Origin of the sequence: Methanosarcina sp. A14 (genome assembly GCF_001729375.1) — an archaeon.
GTDB classification, from domain to species: domain Archaea; phylum Halobacteriota; class Methanosarcinia; order Methanosarcinales; family Methanosarcinaceae; genus Methanosarcina; species Methanosarcina barkeri.
In genome coordinates this window covers 1-22,488 of sequence record NZ_LZPK01000321.1, presented here as the reverse complement: position 1 = coordinate 22,488, position 22,488 = coordinate 1, and the positions used below count along the sequence as shown (strand labels likewise).

Here is a 22,488-nt window from a genome sequence, read left to right as displayed (position 1 = left end):
TAGTGTGAATTTGATAGTGTAAATTTGTTTAGTGTTAACTTGATCAGTGTTAGCTGGAGTTCTGTCAATTTATTTATTGTTAATTTTGATTAGTGTTATCTTACTTATGTAGAGAAATTAATATATCTTAGCGCCTCTGTGATTCTCAACTGATTCCGATCCCGTACCTGGGTTTTTTCAATATCGTGGTTCAATATTGGTAGACCACCAGTTATATATTTCTTCCCCACTTGCAAGCCAGGCTTTTTTGCCGGAAACATATTTGAGGAATTTTTCGTAGTATTTAAGGCCTTCTCCATCAATGGATGTATTGTTGTGCCATAGAATCGTGATTACACCATTATACTGTTCAACTTTATCAACAAGACTCTTTGTGAGCTCCCAGGCCTTTTTAACGTCAAGTCGCATGTAACTTCTTAATAACGTCCGGTCCATAACTATGAGAGGCAGCTCAATGATATCTATTTGTTTTCCAGTGTTTATATTATATGGCCTGAAAGGATGGCACATGCCATTTCTAAAGCCTGCACAATCCGAATACCCAAATGTTGTGTCATACTTAAAGTTTGCTTTGCTTAACAATTCCCACGTATCCGGTACTTTAAACCTTAAATAATGATTTCTGTACCCTATAATTTCCTTACCTAATACTTTTTCAATTCTCTGCTTTTTTTCCTTTATATCTTCCAAACTGCTGTAAGACTCATGCCCTCCATGCAACCCTACTTCCCAACCACGAGTGGATATAAACTTCAATTCGGCTTCGAGATCCTCAATTTCGTAATTGAAGTCTTTCTCTCCAGGCCTCAAGGCCAGAAAATAAAAGCTGGATTTTGCATTATATTTTGCCTCCAGCTCTATTATTTCTCTAAAGTTCCAGTAAGGGTTAAACTTTTTGCAAATTCTACAAAAAGGTGTCTTGATAGCATCTGTTAAATTTCCTTTAGCAAAGGCTTTAGCAGTTCCAATGATCATGTAGATCTTTTCCGGATATATCACATCAATATCATGAGTAAGGCAGACTGCAAATTTTTTTCCGTCTGGATACTCAGGGTGTAACCCGTTTTCTACCAGAAACCTAGAAACACTGGGATCAAAAATATTCCTCTGGCTGCTTAAATAGTACGGAAACCTATCGTACTGGTCAGAAAAGGTCAAATTGTATTCTTCTTTTTTGCTAAATAGATCCCAGAGTTCCTCATTTTGTTTCAGTTTCTCGATCATCTTTCACCCTTTTTCCAGATTTTAAAGCCCGAACTATTTTTTTAAATAAATTTTAGTTTACATTAATAAATGTTCGTTTTTATCGCCTCTTCCTATTCCCTTATAGACAAATCCCTTACCAATAAATTCATCCGGTTCAATTACATTTCTTCCATCTACAATAACTGGTTTTTCTTTGCCTGTAATTTTCTTTACCCAATCAGCCTTTATATCAGAGTATGCACTATGCCCTGCAAAAATAACTACAGCATCCGCGTCTTTGATAACATTTTCAAGATTATCTGAAATCTCAATTCCTGGATAGTTCACAACATAAGGGTCATGCACAGTAACTGTCGCACCTGCTTTCAGGCAGAGATCCCTGTAAGGTTCTGAAGGTGTGTTCCTCGCATCATCCGAGTCCCGGATAAAAGCCCAGCCGAGCATTGCAATCTTTGAGCCTTTCATCTCCTTTCCAATCCTTTTAAGGGCTACAACAGTCAAGTTGTACATATGAACAGGCATGAAATCGTTGACTTTTCTTGCCAGCACATAGATTGAGTCTGCGCCTTCCGGATAGTCAAGCTGCCCACTACCTATCTTAACTCCTCTTTCCAAGTGGTATGTATCTTTGGTAAGGCAGTGACCTCCAACGCCTGCTCCTGGCCAGAGTATAGCTCTTGTAATACCTTCTCCTTTTAGACTGTCTACTCCAGTCCTTACATCGTACACGTTTATGCCCATGGCTTCACAGTAAAGGGCAAGCTGGTTAATTGCTGCAATCTGTAGGTCGCGGAAAGTATTTTCTGCAGTTTTCGTTACCTCAGCTGCAGTTGCACTCATAGGAATTACTTTCCCCACAGTCAATACAGGAGAATAGAGCTCGATAGCCCGCCTGGTACTTGCTTCATTTATGCCGCCCACGATTCTATCATGTTCTCTAATATTCTTTAAAAGTCTGCCTACCATTACTCTTTCAGGAGCATGGGCAAGGGCAAAGTCTTCTCCGGCTTTCAGGCCTGATTCTTCCTCAAGAATCTGTTTTGCCATACCTTCGGTTGTGCCAGGAGTAATTGTGGACTCAAGAACTACGAGCATTCCTGGTTTCAGGTATTTTCCTACATTTCTTATACCTTCAATGAGTGCGGAAAAGTCAGGTTCCAAATCTTTAGGATTTGCAAAAGGAGTTTGGATTGCAAGCGTGACAGCATCAAGTTCTGATATCCTTGAGAACTCGGGAGTACACTCAAACTTGCCAGCTTTTACAACTTTATTAATAAGGTCTTCTAGACCGGGCTCTTCTCCTTTAAGAGGGCTTTCTCCACGGTTGAGCATACCAATCTTGTAACTTGAACTTTTTGAATTGCGCTGGAAGCCAAGGACTTTATTGAAACATGGAGCATCTGCGAAAAGAACCGCTGAAGGAATACCTACATAGCCCATTCCAATTACTCCAATTTTTTTGATCGGACCTCTTTCCTTGAAAAGTTTTTCTAATTTACTCATGTTTATCACTTACTAAATTGTTTTTTCAAATCTTCCCAAACCATTTTCATTTTCAAAAGTTTTCGAGACTTTACTTTTTCAGAGTTTTTTCCGACTTATTGTCCTACTTCAATTAATCTTTCTTCCTGATAGGATTTTATAGCTGCCATTGCTACTTCAAGGGCGTGTTTTCCGTCTTCTCCGCAGGGACTAGGTTTTGTACCCTTTTTAGCACACTCTATAAAATAGGTGAGTTCATTTTTCAGGGGTTCGCTATGTTCTACTTTGGCTTTTCTTATCCATTCGTTATCATGGAGCTGTACTGTCTGATTAATATAGTCCAAATAAGCAACTCCCTTAACTCCTATCGCTGTTAACTGCCTTATCTTGTGCGGAGTCAGCCAGTTTGTTTCCACAACTCCTGCAAAATTATGGTCCATACGCAGGATAATTGAGGCGTGATCTTCAAATGAGTGAATATCGGCACCTGCAATTGCATAAACACTATTTATTTTCTTGCCGTAAAGATATGAGATCACATCTATATCATGGACGCCAATATCCAGGATTACTCCCACATCTCTTATTCTTGGGTTATAGGGCCCCACTCGTTTGGTTGAAATTGAGACTATCTTTCCCAAAATGCCTGAATCTATAATCTCTTTGAGTTTTATAACTGCTGGATTAAAGCGCTCAATGTGCCCAACCATAAGGATTTTTCCCGCTTTATTTGCAGCTGCTATCATCAGGTCCGCGTTTTCAGTCGTATCTGCAATCGGCTTTTCTACAAGGACATGTACGCCTGCCTCAAGAGCATCAAGTACTACCTGCTTATGCAATTTGGTGGGCACAACCACACTTACTGCATCAAGCCCTTCGGCTAACATTTTCTTATAATCTGTAAAGGCTTTTGTCTTGAATTGCGTAGCCATTGCTTCAACACGCTTCTGGTCTACATCCGAGATTCCGGCAAGCTCCACGTCATTCATTTCACTGTAAATCCTTACGTGGTTCTGCCCCATAGCACCTGTACCTATTACTCCTACTTTAATCAAAAGTCTCACTTCCTGGTTTTGAGAATGCAGTGACTGGAAAACTAATCAATCCTTTGCATAAAATTCTTTGGTCGCTTCAATTATTTCCTGCAAATCGGTTCTGGATAATGCAGGATGTACAGGGAAAGAAATAACTTCTTCTGCTGCCTTTTCCGAGACAGGCAGGGAATCTTTGTATCCAAGTTCTCTATAGACAGGTTGCTTGTGAATAGTTATCGGATAATAGATTCCCGTTCCGATTTCCTTCTCTTTCAGGAAAGCTGCCAGTTGATCTCTCTTTTGTGCTCTAACTGTATACTGGTGGAACACATGGGTGTCGTCGGCTCTTATCACTGGAGGTGCAATTTCTGATATGCTTTTTAACCCTGCTGAGAGAATCTCTGCATTTTTTTGCCTGGTTGCAGTAAATCCATCCAGCTTTCCAAGCTGTACAAGTCCGATTGCAGCTGCAATATCAGTCATGCGCAGGTTGAAACCCAGCATTTCATGCAGATATCGGACTTTTGAGCCATGAGCCCGAATCATTTTTGCTTTCTCTGCAATTTCCTTATCGTTTGTAGTGAGCATTCCACCTTCGCTTGTTGTCATATTTTTAGTAGGGTAAAAGCTGAATGCTCCTGTTCCGAAGCTGCCTACCTTTTTTCCAAGGCATTCTGCGCCATGAGACTGGCAGGCATCCTCAATTACAATAAGCTTATTATCTTCTGCAATTTCCATTATGGCTTTCATGTCTGCAGGGTGCCCATATAGGTGGACAGGCAAAATAGCTCTGGTTTTTGGAGTGATTTTCTCCTGAACTTTTTCAGGATCTATATTATATGTATCTGATTCGATATCTGCAAAAACAGGTTTTGCCCCGGTATAAAGGACGCTGTTTGCCGTTGCAATAAAACTGAAGGGACTTGTAATCACTTCATCTCCTTTTCCTATGCCATGGGCAAGAAGCGAAACGTGCAAAGCCGCAGTGCCAGAGCTCACAGCAACTCCATACTCACAACCAGTGTATTCAGAAAAAGCAAATTCAAATTCTTCGACTTTCGGGCCCTGTGCAATCATTCCTGACCTAAGGACCTCTGTTACTGCATCAATCTCTTCCTTACCCATCAGGGGCTTGGCAATTGGAATCATTTTGGAACCTCTTTTAATAATCTTGATAAAACTAATCTTACTTAATCTTGATTTTTTATGAATTTATATCCTATTTAATTTCATTAAATCTTGTGGGAGTTCTTGTATTCTGGCAGGCACTCCAATTGCAAGTTTCCAAGCAGGCACATTTTTTGTCACAAGTGCTCCCCCTGCAACCATTGCTCCTTCCCCAATTTCAACATCGGGAAGTAGGGTGGCATTTGCACCTATAGACGCACCTTTTCTCAAGAAAGGACCCTTCAATTCGTATTTCTTTCGAATAGGATATTTATCGTTGGCCAGAACAGCACAAGGCCCAATAAATACATTATCCTCGATAATAACATTGGTTGGAATGTAGACATTTCCCTGGATGCTTACATTATTTCCTATTCTCACATGCCCATCTATAATGACATTGGTTCCAATGAGAACATTATTTCCAATTTCCGTATTTTCTCTAATCATTACGTTATGCCCGGTTTTGAAGTTTTTTCCGGTTTTTACGTTGGAAAATATCGTTGATCCAGCCCGTATTATTGAATCCGAACCTATGGTACACCCTGGAAAATCAAAGTTTTCAATTTCGATGTTCTGCTTCAGGATTTCCATAAGGATCCTGTGTTCAGGGTATCCTAAAATCACATTTTCCATTATTACTGTGTCTTTCCCAATTACAGAAGTTCCGTATATCTTAGAAGAATTGTGAATTTTAAATTCAGTCGAGTTCATTGTTCCCCCCGTTCGTCTGGTTTTTCTTAGCCAGATAAACTTTCTGTAGGAGCATAAAAACATCTACTTACTTTTTGCAGTTTTACATAGCTTTTCATTTCATAGTTTTTCATTATTATGTTCCCGATACTCGGGATAATTCAAACTCTCAGGACAAAACCCAAGAATTAGTATTACTTTTCTAGATCCATCTCTTCGATTTTCCTAACTAGTCTTAAATTTTAGTTTAGAGGGTCCTTTAATTATTTAATGATTTGGTTTATTTTTCTACGTTTCTTTTCTATTTTTTTCAAGAATTATTCAATTTATATTTTGCGTTTATAGCTTTACAATGTAATTTTTTAATTTTATTCTTTTGATTGCGAACTCAAATTCACAGTACTTTCGTTATTTATTAAGGTAACCTCCTACTTTTTTCCAAAATTCGAGTTTAATTCTCCTTCTCTTGATGTTTATCAATGGTATGAGGAGGATTTTTATATCTTATCGCGTATTTGTTCCTGTAATATACTAATTAACTCGAGGAGTGCCGACTACGCTTACAAGTTTAATCACGTCTAACTCCGTTTCTTCAGGTGCGCTCTCAGTAACCACCGTAACACCGGGAATTCCTGAAGGCGCATCTGTGGCTGCGGCAGTTTTACTTATATTGCTTTTGCTCAGGGACTTTCTCCCTGCATCGAAACACTGGGAAAGTACGGTAAAGGTTTCTTTGAATATGGGAATTATTCCACTGATGTTTTCCTTTGGTGCAATCATTCTCTTTAAGGTTGTCGCACTATTTTAATGGTTTTTCAGAGGGCTGCCGTCTAAGTGTCCGCCCCTATTTCCATCTCAGCAGAGTTGCAGCTCTGCAGTGCACTGCCCTTTTTGCTACATTCTGCTTCGCTCATGAGGGCTAAATTATGAGCAAATAACAGTAATTTTGTCTAAAGAGGTAATTTCTGGCAAAATAACACTTTTTTAAGACAGACTGTTGTAATTGACTCCGTTCGGTTGAAGTGGGCAATATCAATTATACTAGTGTCATGGTAATCTACTCATTGAGCATGATCCTTGATAGCTTCTTATCAACATATAATGATTTACAGTTATCACGTGACAATAACTAAATTTTCAAGACACTAAGGCAATTAATGAGTTTCATTTACTTTTTTGTTCTGGCAGAATACAGTTTATACCTAAACTCTCTGGTTAATTTTAAAAAATGTAAAAAACACGAAAAGAATAGAGAACTGCTAATATTACCTACTAATAGCTACTCTACTCTGTATTTCTATTGAGTCAATCCCAAAACTAATTTTATCCTTAAATTAGTAAAATTTCAAAATTATTTTCGTGATCAGAAGATCTGTTACTTATTGTAGATATGGGATTCAGAAAAATCATTTTGAGTTTTGGGATCAGCTCATTATATAGAAACCTGAGTGAGTTTTTCCTGATTATATAATCGAGAGTAAGTCCAGAAAAGAAGTTCCCCTATATTGAAGCTTTTGCCTTTGGCTTAATTCCATTTGATCGAGCCCCTTTTTCTTTTTTGGAATACACTAGTGGACGTAAAAGTTTAAAGGAGAAGAGGAAGAATCCCGAAAAAGAATACATTCATAAATCCATGAATTAATGCAACCAACGGCAGACTTCGGGTTCCATAAAATAAGTAGCCTATAACAGCACCTACTAAGGTTATGTAAAATATTTCGTAAATGCTTCCATATCCTGAATGCATTAACCCGAATAAAATACTTGTAATTATCAGCGCTTCCCTGCCGCCTAATACTATTTCTAACCGGGTCTGCAGGATAGAACGGAAAATCATCTCCTCTATAGGGCTCACAAGAAAGACCATAATTATGGTGAGATTTATGAGGTTAAGGATTGAAAGATCCTGAATAAGAGGATTTTTTCCGACTATGATATATTCTCCTACTCCTAATAAAAAGCCCATGAATATTGATAATGGAATATATATTCCTATTTTTTTGGAAGTTATCCCAAGCTGCGCGGGAGTAAACTCCTGACTAATGGCCGCAATGCTTACAGGAATTGCCAGAAGACAGTATATGAAAATAAGGTTGTAAAGTTTTTCTTCATAGAAAAGAGGCATTGAAAAATCTACCAGACGCAGGATCGGCAGAAGGAGAAAACTCTGATAGGTTTTCTGAATGTCCTTGTTTTTTATATATATTATGGAAAAGGAAAGCCCAAGCAGAACTAATGCATGTATTTCCATGCCCTGGAGTCTCCTCCCCGAATATATCATCAGTTCCGCAAGGGCAATAGCTACAATCGGAATTGCTAGATAAACCCATTTATTTTCGATCACAGGTGTTTTTTCCTTCAGATTCTCAGACATATTCGTTTTTATGCCTTCCGGAGTCTCCACATTAGGACTCTCAAATGCTACCATCCTCACACCTCCTCTCCAACATTTATCCAGAGGCGCAGATCTTTGTAGGGTATATTCTTTTCAGTTTCATTGAAAAGCAGGAACTCAAGCTTCATATTCTTGCCTTCAACTGAAGGTGTAACCTCAAGAGGCTCTACCAGGGTCTTATTATTGGCAATTTTAATATGCTGCAGATTTTCCGGAAGAGGCAGCGATTGATTTTTAAGCCTTACTTCCATTGTATAGTCCATTGTTCGGTGCTCATTATTTGTAATTCCTATAAAGTAGGTCCCACTTTCTCCCTGTATGTAATCTGTTTTATAGTTGTTAGCCGTCCCATTGGGACCAAGAATATAGAACTCCGTATATGGCTCTTTGTCCTGAGGCACAAGAATGACATAAACTCCGGTTACCATCAAAATAAGGAAAGAAAGAGCTAGAATCATCCGGAGGTTTTTCTCTGTTTTAGATTCCGGCTCTCCCATTATTCCTGATAGCAGAGTATGGGCAAGAGCTCGGAAAGGTACCTCAAATTTCCTGTCTGCAGGTAAATAGTTTCTTCTAACGTATGCTGTTGCCAGCATGATCAGGGTAAATATGGAGACACTCGTAATGAGAGGCATCTCCTTGATTCCCCAGGAGGTATAACTGAGTGCAAACCCTATCAAAGACACAACTGAGACGCTCATTGCAACAGAAAGAGCTATCCTTTCCATCCCTTCAAGTCCGTTTTTTTCCGGAAAAAGCATGGCTATGAGAGCGTACCCTGGAAGGAAAAGTATCAGGGGTAGACCAATAGCTGTGCGAATAAGACTTCCGCTAAGTACAGGAATTAGTACAAAAATATCCATAAGAATTACAAGGCCTGCTACTAACAACAGGTCAGATGGGAACTTCTGGTTTCCGGCCATATAACTCCTCATAAAAAGTATGTTTTTTAGCTTCCCAGCCTTTTCGTTATTCGGGCTAATCTGCCAATTTCTCTGTTCCCTTATGAGGTTTTTCGGAAACCTTCCGATTTCCTCTTACCGGCTGTTTTAGTCTTCAATCACGAAGAGTTACGCCGGAAAGGCGAAAGCTGTCCGAGCTTTAATCCCGGTTTTCTTCTAATTTAGCAGAATATATTTCCTGAATTATATTCGTTTTCAAGAATGTTTTAACCCGATCTACTCAATTACCTAGTTGTATAAAATATCTTTCCCTTTTTCCTGAATTGTATTTAAAATACTTTTCCCTTTATTTCTATTTCCTTGAAAGAAGTTTTAGCCTTTTAACCATTCATCTTCTTAATTTTTTAAACGTATTTCCAAAGTTGAGCCTGCAGAATTTGAGTCCGCAGGGTTGTAAACGTTGACATATAACAAGGAAGTATTTGAGTTCTTATATCTGTGTAATTTTTTATTTTATTAGTAATCGATTTTAATAATTAATTGATGCCTTTTAAGCTATTATATCGGAGAAAAAGTGTCTAATATGAGTTTAACTATTTTTTGTAATTGGAATTACTGATTAATTATTTTTCGTGTCTAAATGCTTATATAGCTCGTATATTAAAACAGATACAGGTCTTGTATTAAATGCTGTGACTCACTTACGGAGTATTTATGTTCCTTCTTTTGGGTAAAAAGAGGAGAACAATTTCCCTAACTGATTCTCTGTAAATGTAGCCGTAAAAGACCTTTTGAAACCCTCTAAAAATTGTGGAGCGATGACTCTGAAAAATATATTTGCAGAATTTGGAATTTTCACTGATTTTTCTCTAATAAACCACGTAAACCACGTTATCACGGAGACTTCTCACCTTTATCTTCAAAGAGGTAGATGATTGCATATGGCCATTACGATTGCAGCCATGCCTGCTTATAACGAAGCCCATGCCATTGCAGATGTTATCAAGGGTTGCAAAAAATACGTCGACAGAGTAGTAGTTGTAGATGACGGAAGCACCGATAATACTGTCGATATCGCCGAATCTCTTGGCGCCTATGTAGTTCGTCACGAGACAAATAAGGGATATGGAGCAGCCCTAAAGAATTGCTTTGAAACCGCCCGTAAGCTCGATGCAAATGCTATGGTCATAATCGACTCTGATGGTCAACATGACCCCTCCGAAATTCCCAAGCTCCTTGAACCCTTGAAAAATGGGTTTGATCTGGTAATCGGCTCAAGATTTGTCAATGGCAATGGTAAAAATGTCCCTATTTATCGTAAATTCGGGATGAAAGTTCTTGATATCGCAACCTATATTGCAGGCGGTCTGAATGTAACGGATTCACAAAGCGGCTTTCGAGCTTATGGAAAAAAAGCTATTGAAAAAATAAATTTGAATGGCACAGATATGTCTGCAGGCTCTGAAATTCTGATTCAGGCCAAAGATTATAAATTGAAGTTTACTGAAGTGGAAATCCATTGCAGATATGATCTTGAGGACTGCTCAAGTGAGAATCCTTTCATACATGGTCCTAGAGTCCTGTTCCGCATCCTTAAAGATATGGAGTACAGACGGCCTTTGTATTATTTTTCAGTTCCTGGCCTGATTATGACGTCTACAGGCTTTCTTATGGGATTAATATTTTTACAGGATTTTCTTCAGGGAGGATCCCTGCGCTTTGGGCCTACACTCTTAATGGTTATGCTGACAGTTATAGGAGCTTTCATGGTGTTTACCGGAATAATACTACATGCCATCTCAAGAATGATATTTTTAAACGAGCATATTCGAAAACAGTAATGTCAAAACGGGGCCAATTTGTATGAAATACCCTTTCGTTTCAGTAGTAGTAGGTATTCGTAATGAAGAAAAATTTATTGAAGAATGTATTGAGTCACTTCTTAATCTAGATTACCAAAAAGATTCCTACGAGATTATTATCGTTGATGGCATGTCCACTGACAAAACGCGAGATATTGTACAAAAATATCCTGTCAAACTTCTTTTGAACAAAAAAAAGAATGTTGCTGCGGCAAGAAACCTTGGTGTGGAGAATGCCAGGGGAGAGCTTGTCGCGTTTACTGACGGAGACTGTAAGGTAGATCCTCAGTGGTTGAAAACTCTTGTCCATGAAATGCAAGCTTCTCCAGATGATGTTGTGTGTTTTGGAGGCCCTAACCTAATCTTTGACACTGATCCTGTATTTGGCAGGGTGGTGGGATATGCTCAGGAATCTTTCTTGGGGTCTGGAGGTTCGGCTCAGTCCAAAAACTCCACAAAAAAGCATTATGTCATCTCTCTTCCGAACTGCAATGCAATGTACAAGAAAGCTGCAATTAAGGAAGTTGGAGGTTTTGATGAGCGGTTTGTGGTGGGTCAGGACGGAGACCTGAACTACAGAATCGGTAAGAAGGGTAACAAATTTTTGTATATCCCGAATGCACAGGTCCTGCACCATAGAAGAGGAACTCCAAAGTCCTTTTCCGTAAGGATGTTTAAGTACGGTATGTGGATGGCAGAACTATTCAAGAAGCATGGAGAATTTGTCCGTTGGTATGCTTTTTTGCCTTCGATTGCCGTCTTGTCGGCAGTCATTTTGCTTATCGCGTCTATCAAATATTCCACTCCAGGCCTGCTTCTTCTTGCACTCGTGACCGTGTACTTTATTCTTGTCTTTATTACCTCAATCCAGGTTACCTATAAAATGAAATCAAAATACGGTCTTTTTGCCCTTTTTATTATTCCTGTGCAACACGTTGCTTATGGGCTAGGATTTTTGTACAGCTTTACAAATTCTCCTTTGATCTCAAAAGTCCGTTCCTGTTCAGATATCTAATAATCACAAACTATGTCATTTGTTTAAAAAGAAACCGAAACACTTGAATACATGGGAAGCTTTTCAGGGCAAAATCTTCTTAATCAATAAAGCCCTGATGAACTCTCACTGATTTTCAAACACAGAAGTTTGGATGCCGGGTTTGTTAAATTTATTATATGATTGCTTAAGGTCATGGAGATAGTATGTTCGGATTAAGTAAAGAAGCAGGACACGGATTAGATAATGACCGTCTAATGAGGTTAATTTCTTTTCTGTTTCCGTTAGCTATAATCTTCGCAGTAATATTCACTTTCTTATGGATGTTTGCAACCGGAAAGTTCGGTTATGCACTTCGGGGACTATTTACAGGAATACCTGCAGTACTTTCCTGTCTTTTCATACTGTTCATTTACAAAAAAGATGTAAGTTTGCACGATATAGATATCTTTTCATCATTGAGTACAAAATCCCTTACGTACCTTTTCGGGATATTTTATATTGGGTCCCTAGTTGTACTTTTGCTGTCTCCGGGAAGCAGACCTCTGTACTATTTCCTCTTTATTTTAGGACTTTATCTGTCTGTATTCTTCCAAATTTTCTCTAAAGACGTAAACCCTTCCCTGATTCTAGCGGAATCTGTCTTAATCGCGGGTAATTTAATTTTCAGTGTGACTTTAAATTATGATTTTTATGTCGGTACCACAGACATTCTGCCCCATATATTTATTTCGGAAGTTACCGCACTGACCGGAAAAATAATTCCGACTTCCTTAAGTGATTATGCTTATTTTCCTCTTTATCATGTGTTTATTGCAGAAGCTTCTGAAATCTTGAAAATAAGCGTAAAGAATTCACTTTTTCTGGTAACTGCGCCTGTCTATGTAATAACCATAATTTTCCTTTATTACCTTTTTAATTACATAACAAACAACAGGCAGATCTCACTCCTCTCATGCTTACTCTTTTCCGTAAGTTCGACCGTACTCTATTATGGTACAAATGTAATCACCCGCACAATGGCATTCATAATGTTCGTTGTATTATTGTACCTGATTTATAGTGTCAATTTCAAAAATGATAAACTATCCTTAAAAACCCTCTCAGTAATTGTTGCAGTTTTTTTAACTTTAGTTCACAATGTATCCCTTCCACAGCTCGTTCTATTACTGATAATTCTTCTTGCATCGGAATATGTGATAGGGAATAACAACTATATCAGTAAACCCTTCTTTATACTGCTTAACGTCATTTTTGCCGCTTACTGGTTCTTCGTCGCATACGTGTTTGTACAGAGGAGCCTGGCTCCCCGTTTGCAGAGCCAATTTTTGGATTCTATAGTTCTAACTACCGGAGGTTCAGAAGTTCTTCAGGAAAGCTTGACTGATTTAGCAGGACTTCTGGATAAATCAGTATTTTTATTTTTTGCATTGATAGGAATAGGTTTTCTCCTGAAAAATTACAAGAAAAATTATGCTGCCGTATTAGGGTTATTTGCTCTGTTAACTCTTATATTTTATATCCCCAATCCCCTCAATACTATCTGGCAATTCAAAGTCCTCTTCAGAGTTGATCGGTTTATGCTTTTCGTCAGTCCCTTTATGGCCTTTGTAATGGGATACGGATTGTATATATTCTGGAATTATATGACTAAGTATTCGTCTAAGAAATCGAACTCTGCTCTCTTAGTGATCTTATTGTTCTCTATTTTTGTTTTAGTCTCCTCGGTCTACAGTATTTCAGATTCGGGCTGTCTTGGTCAAGAAGCAAAACACGAGTACTTTACTTCCGAAGAGTTAAGCGGCTTTAATCATATTTTCAAGTATGTTCCTGTCAATTCCTCAACTAAGTCGGTATACACCGATTATTACGCTTCAAGGTTCTTTTATGTCCCGCTGATTCCTTCAAAATCTGCGGAATTGAATATCTCATCTTATGATAATTACAGAATCGGTAATGTAAATAAACTCCCTGAATACAAAGGTTATATAGTTCTCAGAACCGGAGAGTTTCTCAGGAGTGGACTATACTTTGGAAGTGAGGAAAGCACCTTGAAAGATACTGCTAACTATTTCTATCAGGGACTGCCCAAAAACGAGCTTGAGCTAGAAAGTACCCTCAAAGGTCTTGACAAAATATATTCAAATCCATCGACAGACATTTATATTCCACATCAGGGATTAAATAGCCCCTGAAATTTATTTTTAGGAAATTTATATTTAAAGATGACTTTTTGTCCGGTACTCATTTTACTTCTAGATGAAATGATGCAGCAGGCATGTACATAAGTAAAAGCTTTTACGAGTTTATCTGCTATTCTGTGGATTTGACGGTCTGTGATTTACAGCAGGGATAAGAAATTAAAAAAGTAAGCTTAAGGGGACTCGGACTTATTTCGAAGCGTTCTCTAAAAGCTCTGAGTATATATCCACAGTCTTTTTTGCATGAGCTTCCCAGGTCAGTCCTCTCTGAATTATGCTTTTACGCCCGAGCTTCCCCATGTTTTCTCTCTGGCTTTTATTCTCAAGCAGTTTATTAATTTTTCTGGATAATTCTCCAGGATTTTTTGCTGGTACTAGATACCCTGTTTCCCCATCAACCATAAGTTCAGGTATCCCACCAACATCGGTTGCTACAACCGGGACCTCACAGGCAAGGGCTTCGAGTATTACATTTGGTCTACCTTCAGAAAGAGACGGCAATACGAGGATATCCGAAGCTGAGATCCAGAGTGGGATGTCCTCATGGTTTACAGGTCCAGTGAATCTAATGTGATCTACAATTTTTAGCTCTTGTGCTCTTTTTTCCAGACCTTTTCTCAGGCCATCGTCCCTGCCTACCATAAAAAGATCGGTGTTCGTGTCCACAAAATCCCTTGCAGCTTCAATCAGGTAGTCCACACCTTTTATTTTTCTAAGGGCTCCAACAAATAGGACGATATTCTTATCTTGCGGCAAGTTTAATAGATTCCTTGCATGTGCTTTTCCTGCAGGTTTGAACTTTACGGTGTCAACACCATTTGGAACCACATGGACCTTCTCTTCGTTTATTCCCAGATTTACGATGTGGAGCTTGAGATCCTCGCTGACAGAAAGAATCCTATCTGCAAAATTCATTGCCTCTATAATCTGCTTTGATGTATAGGAACCTTCATAAGCGACTTTTCTTTCAATTGTCCCAAGTGCACTTATTACGAGAGGAACTCTCCATTTCTTCGCAAGTTTCATCATCCCATATCCATCAGGATATGAAAAGTGTGCGTGGATCAGGTCTGGCTCTGGCTTTATATTTTTGATTGCGTATTTGAAAATGAAGTGAGAGTACGAAAACCCTGTTACAGGATAAAAATATTTTTTGGGGACAGCATATATATAACGTGGATAGTGAAGGTCGTATTTTTCGGTATGCTCAATCCGCGGCAGTTTAAAAAAGTTATGATATGGAAGTGCGGAAAAGGGAAAGACGAAGGGTTTTGGAGAGATAACAGTAACATCTACGCCCTGGTTCGCAATTGAGTCTATACTCTGTTTTATGAATGTCCCAAGTTGAGGGTAATACCTGTTAGGAAATTCCTGACATGCTTCCAGTACTTTCATAATCTTTTGCTCGTTTTCACTTCGGATGCATCAAAAGCAGACAGAGGAGAGAATTAATCCTATAAATACTTCTCTGCAAAATGTATTAAATTCTTGTCCATGGATTTTATACTAAACCCTCGTCCTTAAACTGGAAAAAATAATAAAAAAAGCTATGGGATAAACTAATTAACTACCTTTCCCATTCTGGTAACCAGCTACTATGTTTAAAAAAGTAAATAATATTTTCCTGGTTTATTACGGTTCTTTCAATGCTAAATCAGGTTCGAATATCCACATTCTTGAACTTCTAAGAAATTTAAAAAAATATACTGATATAGTCCTGTTTGCACCCGGACAGAAGAGTGTAGACCGTACTCTTCCAGGGATAAAATGCGTGCCTGTAATAGACAATAAATATCTTGTACAGCCCTCTTACGAATTCATGCTTTCCTTTTACCTTCTTTATTCTTGTATAAGAAATCGGCCTGACGTGCTCTATCTTCGCCAGAATTCTTTTCCGTTCTTTCCCATATTTCTATGCAAAATTTTAAAAATTCCTTCAATAGTAGAAGTCAATGGGATAGTTATGGATGAGTTAAAAGTCGATCCAAATTCACAGTCTTTTGCGTATAGAGTTTTCTCTCATCTTGCACTCCGGTCTGAGAACTTTAATTACAAGCATTGCGACAGAATTGTTTCTGTCACGGATAAGCTCAGGGATGAACTCGTGAGACTATACTCTGTTCCTGAGAGTAAAATCTATGTTATTAACAATGGGGCAAATACCGATGTATTCAAGCCCCTTGGTTTAGAACAGACAAGAAAAAAACTGCGGCTTGAAAACTCAAAAAAGTACGTATGCTTTGTAGGGAATCTTGCAGCCTGGCAAGGAGTTGAATTTCTCATCCATGCTTCTCCTTTAATTCTGGAGAAATGTCCTGATACTCATTTCCTTATTGTCGGGGACGGAGTTATGAAGGATAAATTGATGGAAATAGCTTCCAAGTTAGAGCTTTCGGATAAATTTACTTTCACCGGAAGAATCCCCTACGAACAAGTTCCTCTCTACATTAACGCGGCCGATGTTTGCGTTGCTCCTTTCATCAATGAAAGAAACTCAAAAATAGGACTTTCAGCGTTGAAAACTTATGAGTACCTTGCCTGTGGGAAGCCGATTGTGGCAAGTGGTATTTCAGGAGTCAAAGATTTAATTGAAGCCTCAGATGGCGGAATTTCCGTAACTCCAGAAGATCCTGAACAACTTGCTACTGCTGTAGTCAGATTACTTCTCGATGAAAATACCCGAGCTCTTATGGGAGAGAAAGGCCGAAGATATGTCGTTGAGAATCACAGCTGGGATGGAGTTGCAAGAAAGATACTGGACATATGCAACGATATCATTTAATTAACTTTAATAACTTATAAAAAAAGTCTACAGTTTTATTCATGGCTGCATTTCATAACACAAACGCGGCTGAGAAAGTACTTATTAAATCTTACAGTATTTTCCGGCTTGAGTAGACTACCAATCTACAATCCTTTAATTCATATAACCATTTTTTTGCAAAATTTTGTCAAAATGTGTGTAATAACTCATAAATTAATAAATTTTTTTAGTAGATACTGCCAAATTTCGTGACTGTGTATAATGTTACTACACAAATATCTATATAACAGAAATAATTATAAATTTTGTTTTGATTAATACTAAATGATTTCGATGTTAAAACAAGGATTAGGAATCTTTTTATTGATAAGTTGTCTTATCCTTGAAGACGTTATTATATATTTACTCTTTACGCTTTCAGAAATTAATTTGGGTATATAAAGCCTCCAAATTCTTAAAGAATCTAATATTTGCAATATCTTGCCCAATATATCCGAAAATATGTATAAATTTATTCAAATTATTAGCAAATTAATATAAATTTTTAAGAGGTGTGGATACGTCACTGCACAAATATTTAATTATCAAAAATGTTAATAAATTTCATTCTGATCACCTTCAGATGATATCAATGTTAAAACGAGAATTGGGAATCCTTTTATTGGTAGGTTGCCTTATTCTTGCAAGCGTTCCTACCGCTTTATGCCGAAGTCCTGCACCAACTGTTTATGTTGCAGGGGACGGCAGTGGAGATTTTAACTGCGATGGAAAAGATGATCATGTACAGATAAATCAGGCTCTTAAGTTTGTGGCCGATAACTCGGGATATACCACTGTCCACCTTAAAGGTCCTTTTACGTATGTTATTAACGATACTCTCCTCATCGGCAGCAATACTATTCTTGAAGGGGATTCAAATGCTGTTCTCAAACTTGCTAATAATGCAGGCTGGGTTGTAATGAAACCCTTGATCAAGCAGATGAGCAATTCCGGGAATAATAATATTGTAATAAGAGGATTTGAAGTTAATGTGAACCATGACGGTAACCCTTATCTCGCAGATGGTAAAACCTTGCTTGCTAAGGGCAAAGGATACTATAATGTGATGTACTTCACTGACTGCAAGAACGTAACTGTATGCAATATGTATATGCACGATGGTCATGGAGATGGGCTGAGGATAAAATATGGTGAGAACATCAAGTTTTACAACAATACGATCTATAAGCTCGGGCACGACGGTCTGTATGCGATTCAGTGTCAGAATGTAGAGGCCTGGGGTAATACAATAACCTGCAGGACTAATAGTGGTCTTAGAATCTGGAACTCGAACCATGTAAAATTCCATGATAATTTAATCGATTCTTTCTATCACTGGAGCGCAGGTGGCCCGGGCATTCAGATCGAAAAGTCTACAGGTACTATGGATGATATTGATATCTACAATAATAGAGTCAATAACACCTATGGTCCTGGAATCTGGCTTTTCAACTATGATACCTCTACTACCAAGGACGAGGGAAAAAATGTCCACATTTATCATAATGTCTTCTACAGCACAGGCACTAATCCTAGCATTACATGGGTTGGGGGTATCTTGGGAAGTGGATTCCATGATACACTTATAGAAAATAATGTCTTTGACAGTGCATATAATGTTGCCATTGTCAGCATGAGTCCCGATGGTTTTTTCTCAGATTATACGTCAAAATACACAACAATTGTCCGCAACAATATAATTGTAAATACCCAGAAGCGTACAAAAAGCCCAAGCGAAACAGGATACGGAATTGCCAATTACCTCCCCGAAACACATTCCTTTGAGATTGCATATAATTGCCTTTACAACAACGCAGCGGGTAACTATAAAAACTGCATCTCGAAAGCCGATATCCACATAAGACCATTATTTGTAGACCAGGAAAACCATGATTACCACCTTCAATCAAGAGGTGGAACTTGGAACGGGAAAACCTGGGTTAAATACAAAGTGAGTTCTCCATGTATCGATTCCGGATATCCATCCTCTGACTATTCCAATGAACCTGAGGATAATGGAAACAGGATCAACATCGGAAGGTATGGGAACACAATCTATGCATCGAAATCAAAGCACTGATGCATCGGTATATTTATCGTTTCTATTATCACAAGTCCAGGTAGAGGTTTCGTTAATAAATTAGCATTGGAAGTGCCTTAGCCGTTATGGAAAAATTAGATACATCGTTGAGAATCATAGCCGGGAGGGAATCAAAAAAGATTATGTATAAATTTAACGATATCATTTGATAGTGTTCTTTAATGATAGTGGTACATATTGTCTCAGTGGCACATATTGTCTCAAAACGACATTCAATTCTATAATTGGGATAATTTATTGGTGATAAGGGTAAAAACCTGCATATATTTTGGATGATTTCCGTCTGAATTAAATCAAAAATGCCCCTCCCAATTATAGAAATTGTTAGAGTTTTGAGACCCACTGCAAATTTATATAAAGCTATTTTTAACTTCCGTTTTTGTCCAGAATCTTGTATCCTCTTCATATTGAATGGAAACCTCTCAATTTTCACTCAATATGAAGAGGATACAAGAATTTGAATCATTTGAAAAATTCGTTTTACAACAAGAGACCCCATGGAACTTTGAAACTTGAACAATTAGAATCACCACAAGATGCATTCTGGAGTAGATTACCAATTGAGGCAAAATTCAGAATTGGAATAAGATTACTTGGGTTGTGAGAAAATGGACAAAAGCAAAAAAGTTTCAAAGCGAAATAATTTCAAGATAAAACACATTAGATAATTATAGTATTCATTTATATAGCTAAAATTAAATAATTAGCTTAGGGTTCCAGTAATCATGTACTCATTATCAGCATATGTTCAATTCATATTACCTTAATCCAGTTCATATCAGTAGACTTATTCAGTCAATTAGACTTATTCAGTCAATATTAGTATCTCTATTCAATGAAACCAGTAAGACATTCCGGGCCTTTTCTCAGAAATGCCAATTTATTTGAAAGCAGGATACTATGGACTGACCCATTTATAGATCATTTCATAGATCATTTCATAGATCGTTTCCAAGATGAAATTTTTGCCCCACAAACAAGGGAAAATATTCAGGCTCAGATTGTCAGTTAATAAAGAATTGCATGCCAAATATTTAATAGGGGATTTTAACCAGCCATGAAGCAGAAAAATCCAGAAAAAGCTCCTGAAGTTGCAGAAGAAAATTCAAAAAGGACTCTTAAAGACCCTTACGGGCGGAAGGTTACAGGACTCAGGATATCAATAACTGATAGGTGTAACCTTTCGTGCATATACTGCCATAACGAAGGTGCAGATTGCTGTACCTGCGGCCCGGTAGGACATGAAATGAAACCAGAATTAATCTGCGGGATTATAAGGGAAGCTGCAAAATTCGGGGTCAATAAAATAAAATTTTCAGGAGGAGAACCGCTTTTTCGAAAGGATTTCGAAGAAATCCTTGCCTGCCTTCCTCCGTTAAAAGAAGTTTCTGCGACCACTAACGGCATTCTGCTTGAAAAACGAGCAAGAGCCCTTAAAGCTGCGGGCCTGGACAGGATAAATGTAAGCCTGGATTCTCTCGTCCCTGAAAAATACGAAAGGATTACGGGAGCGCCACCTGGCTCACTTGAGAAGGTTATCAGAGGTATTAACAGCGCAGTTGAAGCTGGGCTGACCCCTGTGAAGCTGAATATGGTACTCCTTAAAGGCATAAACGATGACGAGATTAATTCTATGATGGAGTTTGTCCGGCCTTATAAAGGAATGGTTATCCTGCAACTAATAGAGCTTATGGACATTGACCCCAGGCTTTCAAAGTACATGATTGACTCGAAAGCTCTCGAAAAGAAGCTGACTGAGAAAGCAAGTGAAATCAGGATACGACACCTGCACCACCGAAGAAAATACATTATCGATGGGGTAGAGGTTGAATTCGTTCGTCCCATGGACAACTCGGAGTTTTGCGCCTACTGCAGCAGGCTGAGGGTCACAGCAGATGGGAAGTTCAAGCCCTGTCTACTGGTAAATGACAACCTTGTGGATGTTAGGGAAGCAAAAAGTCCTGAAGAGATCGAAAAGCTGCTTAAGCTTGCAGTAAGCCGAAGGAAACCATATTGCATGCCTGTCAATATTCTTGAACAAGGGGAAAAGGCTTAAAGAGAAAAAAGCAGATTTAGAGATAAATATAACAACGAGGAGAAAAAAATGAAGGTTGAACTTTTAGTAGATGAGACAAAAATCCCGATGAATGAGTTTGTCCAGAAAATCGTAGTAAACGTTATTAAAGCAATGGTAGAAACGTTGCATAATATAGATAACGAATGGAAGGAAATATCCATTCATATCGAAAGAGATGAACTGAAAGAATAAAAAGGGCTTTTTTGGATAAAAGAGAGTCAATATCTCTCCAAAACCAAAATTTCCTCTTTTCGTTTTTCGTTTTATGAAAATTTTGAATCATTACATATCTTTTCTTCTGCCGTTTTGTAATTCAGATTGATTTTTGGAACTCTCAGCCGTTTGAGGTTCCAGATAATTTTCCAAATAGGAGTAATTTGAAATCCAGAGTTATCTGGAGATATTTAGAGATATTTTTCGATTTCTGAGAACTCTATCCTGGCAGTTGAATCCAGAGAAATCGGGGTTATTGAAACATGTCCTTTCTGCATAATGGCGTGCACATCAGTTCCTTCTTCTTCCTCCCGGATAAGGTCGCCTGCAATCCAGTAATAGGGTCTGCCCCTTGGGTCACGTCTTTCTTCGACACCCGTTTTAAAGATTTTTCTTGCAAGACGGGTTATCTCTATAGGGGTATCTTCTTCAGCGTGATAGGGGATATTTATGTTAAGAAGATCCACATTTTTCGGCATACCATACTTCAGGACGTTTCGAGCCACTTTGTTTACTACCTTAATTCCAGCCTCGAAACGCTCTCTATGGTAGTTCCTGGGATCATCGAATTTCTGGCCTTCATCAAGCACCTGCATGGAGGCAGCAATTGCAGGCACTCCGTAGCTTGCAGCTTCAAGGGCTCCTCCTATTGTCCCTGAGGTAGTGATAGTATCCGTGCTTATATTCTCTCCGATGTTAAAGCCAGAAAGCACTAAGTCAGGCATCTCCTTAAGGATCGTGAAGATGCCCAGAATTACAGCGTCCGTAGGGGTTCCTCCCACAGAGTACGCAGGTGTACCTCCAGCATTTGTTTTCGTGATCCGTAGAGGCTCAAAGATAGAAATAGAACGTCCGACTCCGCTCTGCTGGACAGCAGGAGCCGAAATTGTAACTTCTCCGAGGTCCGAAACGCTGTCAAAAGCAGCTTTCAAACCTGTGGAATATACGCCATCATCATTGGTAACAAGAATTTTTGGAGCCATGAGTTTTCCCATAAGTTGCCGGATAATTTAAAATTAATGGAAAAAATGCATGACTTGAAAGTACATGACTTGAAAATATACTATTTCAAGGATATCTCAAGGATATCTCAAGGATAATTTTAGGAAAAAATATTGTGGCAAAATAAAGAAAATACCACAAAAAAAGTTAATTTAGGGACTGCACTCTGGTATTTGCCAAGTCCCGTTTTTTGAATGAGAAGAATTTCTTTTAAAGTCTGTTCTGGAGAGGGAATTGTTAGTTTTCTAGTCTTCGTTACTCTTCAAACCAAATTATTATTGGTTCAGAGGCAGTGTTATTATTCCAGAGACGATAGTTTAAAGGGTTCCTTATGACCTGATAGCAATTCTTTGATC

General features: G+C 38.3%; 17 protein-coding genes and 1 pseudogene. 8 read left to right on the top strand and 10 right to left on the bottom strand.

The features are described from left to right. Positions 1–177: 177 nt before the first annotated feature. The 8 genes from A9239_RS14000 to A9239_RS13965 form a co-directional block, all read right to left on the bottom strand. Complete coding sequence (locus tag A9239_RS14000; RefSeq protein ID WP_048122466.1) at positions 178–1,224, bottom strand: polysaccharide deacetylase family protein; 1,047 nt, start codon at positions 1,222–1,224, stop codon at positions 178–180. A 57-nt stretch (positions 1,225–1,281) separates the two neighbouring features. After that, entirely contained in the window at positions 1,282–2,709 is a 1,428-nt protein-coding gene (locus tag A9239_RS13995) for a nucleotide sugar dehydrogenase (RefSeq protein ID WP_048122467.1), read from the bottom strand. A gap of 95 nt (positions 2,710–2,804) precedes the next feature. Next, positions 2,805–3,743 (bottom strand): UDP-N-acetylglucosamine 3-dehydrogenase, encoded by a 939-nt coding sequence (locus A9239_RS13990; protein WP_080941608.1) that lies wholly within the window; start codon positions 3,741–3,743, stop codon positions 2,805–2,807. A 45-nt stretch (positions 3,744–3,788) separates the two neighbouring features. Next, a complete protein-coding gene (locus A9239_RS13985) occupies positions 3,789–4,871 on the bottom strand; it encodes a DegT/DnrJ/EryC1/StrS aminotransferase family protein (protein ID WP_048122468.1) in 1,083 nt (360 codons plus the stop codon). 63 nt (positions 4,872–4,934) lie between these two features. Continuing rightward, positions 4,935–5,603 carry an acyltransferase gene (locus A9239_RS13980; RefSeq protein WP_048122469.1) on the bottom strand — a complete coding sequence of 223 codons (669 nt, stop codon included), beginning with the start codon at positions 5,601–5,603 and terminating at the stop codon, positions 4,935–4,937. 510 nt (positions 5,604–6,113) lie between these two features. Then, positions 6,114–6,362: a hypothetical protein gene (locus tag A9239_RS19680; RefSeq protein ID WP_048122471.1), complete on the bottom strand. Its 249-nt coding sequence runs from the start codon at positions 6,360–6,362 to the stop codon at positions 6,114–6,116. Between the two features lie 805 nt (positions 6,363–7,167). After that, positions 7,168–8,010 (bottom strand): CPBP family intramembrane glutamic endopeptidase, encoded by an 843-nt coding sequence (locus A9239_RS13970; protein ID WP_048122473.1) that lies wholly within the window; start codon positions 8,008–8,010, stop codon positions 7,168–7,170. Between the two features lie 2 nt (positions 8,011–8,012). Next, the gene (locus tag A9239_RS13965) at positions 8,013–8,900 is read right to left on the bottom strand and encodes a DUF1616 domain-containing protein (protein ID WP_048122474.1); all 888 of its coding nucleotides are present in this window, start codon (positions 8,898–8,900) and stop codon (positions 8,013–8,015) included. 920 nt (positions 8,901–9,820) lie between these two features. Between A9239_RS13965 and A9239_RS13960 the strand changes: the two genes are divergently transcribed. The 3 genes from A9239_RS13960 (at position 9,821) to A9239_RS13950 (ending at position 13,930) form a co-directional block, all read left to right on the top strand. Further along, positions 9,821–10,720 carry a glycosyltransferase family 2 protein gene (locus A9239_RS13960; RefSeq protein ID WP_048122476.1) on the top strand — a complete coding sequence of 300 codons (900 nt, stop codon included), beginning with the start codon at positions 9,821–9,823 and terminating at the stop codon, positions 10,718–10,720. 22 nt (positions 10,721–10,742) lie between these two features. Beyond that, positions 10,743–11,756 carry a glycosyltransferase family 2 protein gene (locus tag A9239_RS13955; RefSeq protein WP_048156574.1) on the top strand — a complete coding sequence of 338 codons (1,014 nt, stop codon included), beginning with the start codon at positions 10,743–10,745 and terminating at the stop codon, positions 11,754–11,756. A 185-nt stretch (positions 11,757–11,941) separates the two neighbouring features. Then, on the top strand, positions 11,942–13,930 hold the full coding sequence (locus A9239_RS13950) for a hypothetical protein (RefSeq protein WP_048122480.1): 1,989 nt from the start codon (positions 11,942–11,944) through the stop codon (positions 13,928–13,930). Between the two features lie 195 nt (positions 13,931–14,125). On the opposite strand, the gene A9239_RS13945 is transcribed toward A9239_RS13950, so the two are convergent. Beyond that, positions 14,126–15,331 carry a glycosyltransferase gene (locus tag A9239_RS13945; protein ID WP_048122488.1) on the bottom strand — a complete coding sequence of 402 codons (1,206 nt, stop codon included), beginning with the start codon at positions 15,329–15,331 and terminating at the stop codon, positions 14,126–14,128. 202 nt (positions 15,332–15,533) lie between these two features. Between A9239_RS13945 and A9239_RS13940 the strand changes: the two genes are divergently transcribed. The 5 genes and pseudogenes from A9239_RS13940 to A9239_RS19675 all read left to right on the top strand — a co-directional run bounded on the left by A9239_RS13940 (position 15,534) and on the right by A9239_RS19675 (position 21,109). Beyond that, the gene (locus A9239_RS13940) at positions 15,534–16,718 is read left to right on the top strand and encodes a glycosyltransferase family 4 protein (protein ID WP_048122490.1); all 1,185 of its coding nucleotides are present in this window, start codon (positions 15,534–15,536) and stop codon (positions 16,716–16,718) included. Positions 16,719–17,331: 613 nt separating this feature from the next. After that, the gene (locus A9239_RS13935; protein WP_176722161.1) at positions 17,332–18,819 is read left to right on the top strand and encodes a right-handed parallel beta-helix repeat-containing protein; all 1,488 of its coding nucleotides are present in this window, start codon (positions 17,332–17,334) and stop codon (positions 18,817–18,819) included. A gap of 474 nt (positions 18,820–19,293) precedes the next feature. Further along, positions 19,294–19,444: pseudogene (locus tag A9239_RS19090) on the top strand (IS481 family transposase); the annotation flags it as partial. Positions 19,445–19,897: 453 nt separating this feature from the next. Then, positions 19,898–20,896, top strand: coding sequence for a GTP 3',8-cyclase MoaA (gene moaA / locus A9239_RS13925; protein WP_048122494.1), 999 nt, complete (start codon positions 19,898–19,900; stop codon positions 20,894–20,896). Positions 20,897–20,944: 48 nt separating this feature from the next. Then, positions 20,945–21,109, top strand: coding sequence for a hypothetical protein (locus A9239_RS19675; protein WP_176722160.1), 165 nt, complete (start codon positions 20,945–20,947; stop codon positions 21,107–21,109). Between the two features lie 212 nt (positions 21,110–21,321). Here A9239_RS19675 and surE read toward each other — a convergent pair whose 3' ends face one another. Next, complete coding sequence (gene surE, locus A9239_RS13920; protein WP_048122496.1) at positions 21,322–22,125, bottom strand: 5'/3'-nucleotidase SurE; 804 nt, start codon at positions 22,123–22,125, stop codon at positions 21,322–21,324. Positions 22,126–22,488 lie beyond the last annotated feature (363 nt).

Excerpts from the sequence above, each read along its gene's own strand:
- A9239_RS14000 (WP_048122466.1), bottom strand. The coding sequence starts at position 1,224 with ATGATCGAGAAACTGAAACAAAATGAGGAACTCTGGGATCTATTTAGC.
- A9239_RS13995 (WP_048122467.1), bottom strand. The coding sequence starts at position 2,709 with ATGAGTAAATTAGAAAAACTTTTCAAGGAAAGAGGTCCGATCAAAAAA.
- A9239_RS13985 (WP_048122468.1), bottom strand. The coding sequence starts at position 4,871 with ATGATTCCAATTGCCAAGCCCCTGATGGGTAAGGAAGAGATTGATGCA.
- A9239_RS13980 (WP_048122469.1), bottom strand. The coding sequence starts at position 5,603 with ATGAACTCGACTGAATTTAAAATTCACAATTCTTCTAAGATATACGGA.
- A9239_RS19680 (WP_048122471.1), bottom strand. The coding sequence starts at position 6,362 with ATGATTGCACCAAAGGAAAACATCAGTGGAATAATTCCCATATTCAAA.
- A9239_RS13970 (WP_048122473.1), bottom strand. The coding sequence starts at position 8,010 with ATGGTAGCATTTGAGAGTCCTAATGTGGAGACTCCGGAAGGCATAAAA.
- A9239_RS13965 (WP_048122474.1), bottom strand. The coding sequence starts at position 8,900 with ATGGCCGGAAACCAGAAGTTCCCATCTGACCTGTTGTTAGTAGCAGGC.
- A9239_RS13960 (WP_048122476.1), top strand. The coding sequence starts at position 9,821 with ATGGCCATTACGATTGCAGCCATGCCTGCTTATAACGAAGCCCATGCC.
- A9239_RS13955 (WP_048156574.1), top strand. The coding sequence starts at position 10,743 with ATGAAATACCCTTTCGTTTCAGTAGTAGTAGGTATTCGTAATGAAGAA.
- A9239_RS13950 (WP_048122480.1), top strand. The coding sequence starts at position 11,942 with ATGTTCGGATTAAGTAAAGAAGCAGGACACGGATTAGATAATGACCGT.
- A9239_RS13945 (WP_048122488.1), bottom strand. The coding sequence starts at position 15,331 with ATGAAAGTACTGGAAGCATGTCAGGAATTTCCTAACAGGTATTACCCT.
- A9239_RS13940 (WP_048122490.1), top strand. The coding sequence starts at position 15,534 with ATGTTTAAAAAAGTAAATAATATTTTCCTGGTTTATTACGGTTCTTTC.
- A9239_RS13935 (WP_176722161.1), top strand. The coding sequence starts at position 17,332 with ATGTTAAAACGAGAATTGGGAATCCTTTTATTGGTAGGTTGCCTTATT.
- moaA (WP_048122494.1), top strand. The coding sequence starts at position 19,898 with ATGAAGCAGAAAAATCCAGAAAAAGCTCCTGAAGTTGCAGAAGAAAAT.
- A9239_RS19675 (WP_176722160.1), top strand. The coding sequence starts at position 20,945 with ATGAAGGTTGAACTTTTAGTAGATGAGACAAAAATCCCGATGAATGAG.
- surE (WP_048122496.1), bottom strand. The coding sequence starts at position 22,125 with ATGGGAAAACTCATGGCTCCAAAAATTCTTGTTACCAATGATGATGGC.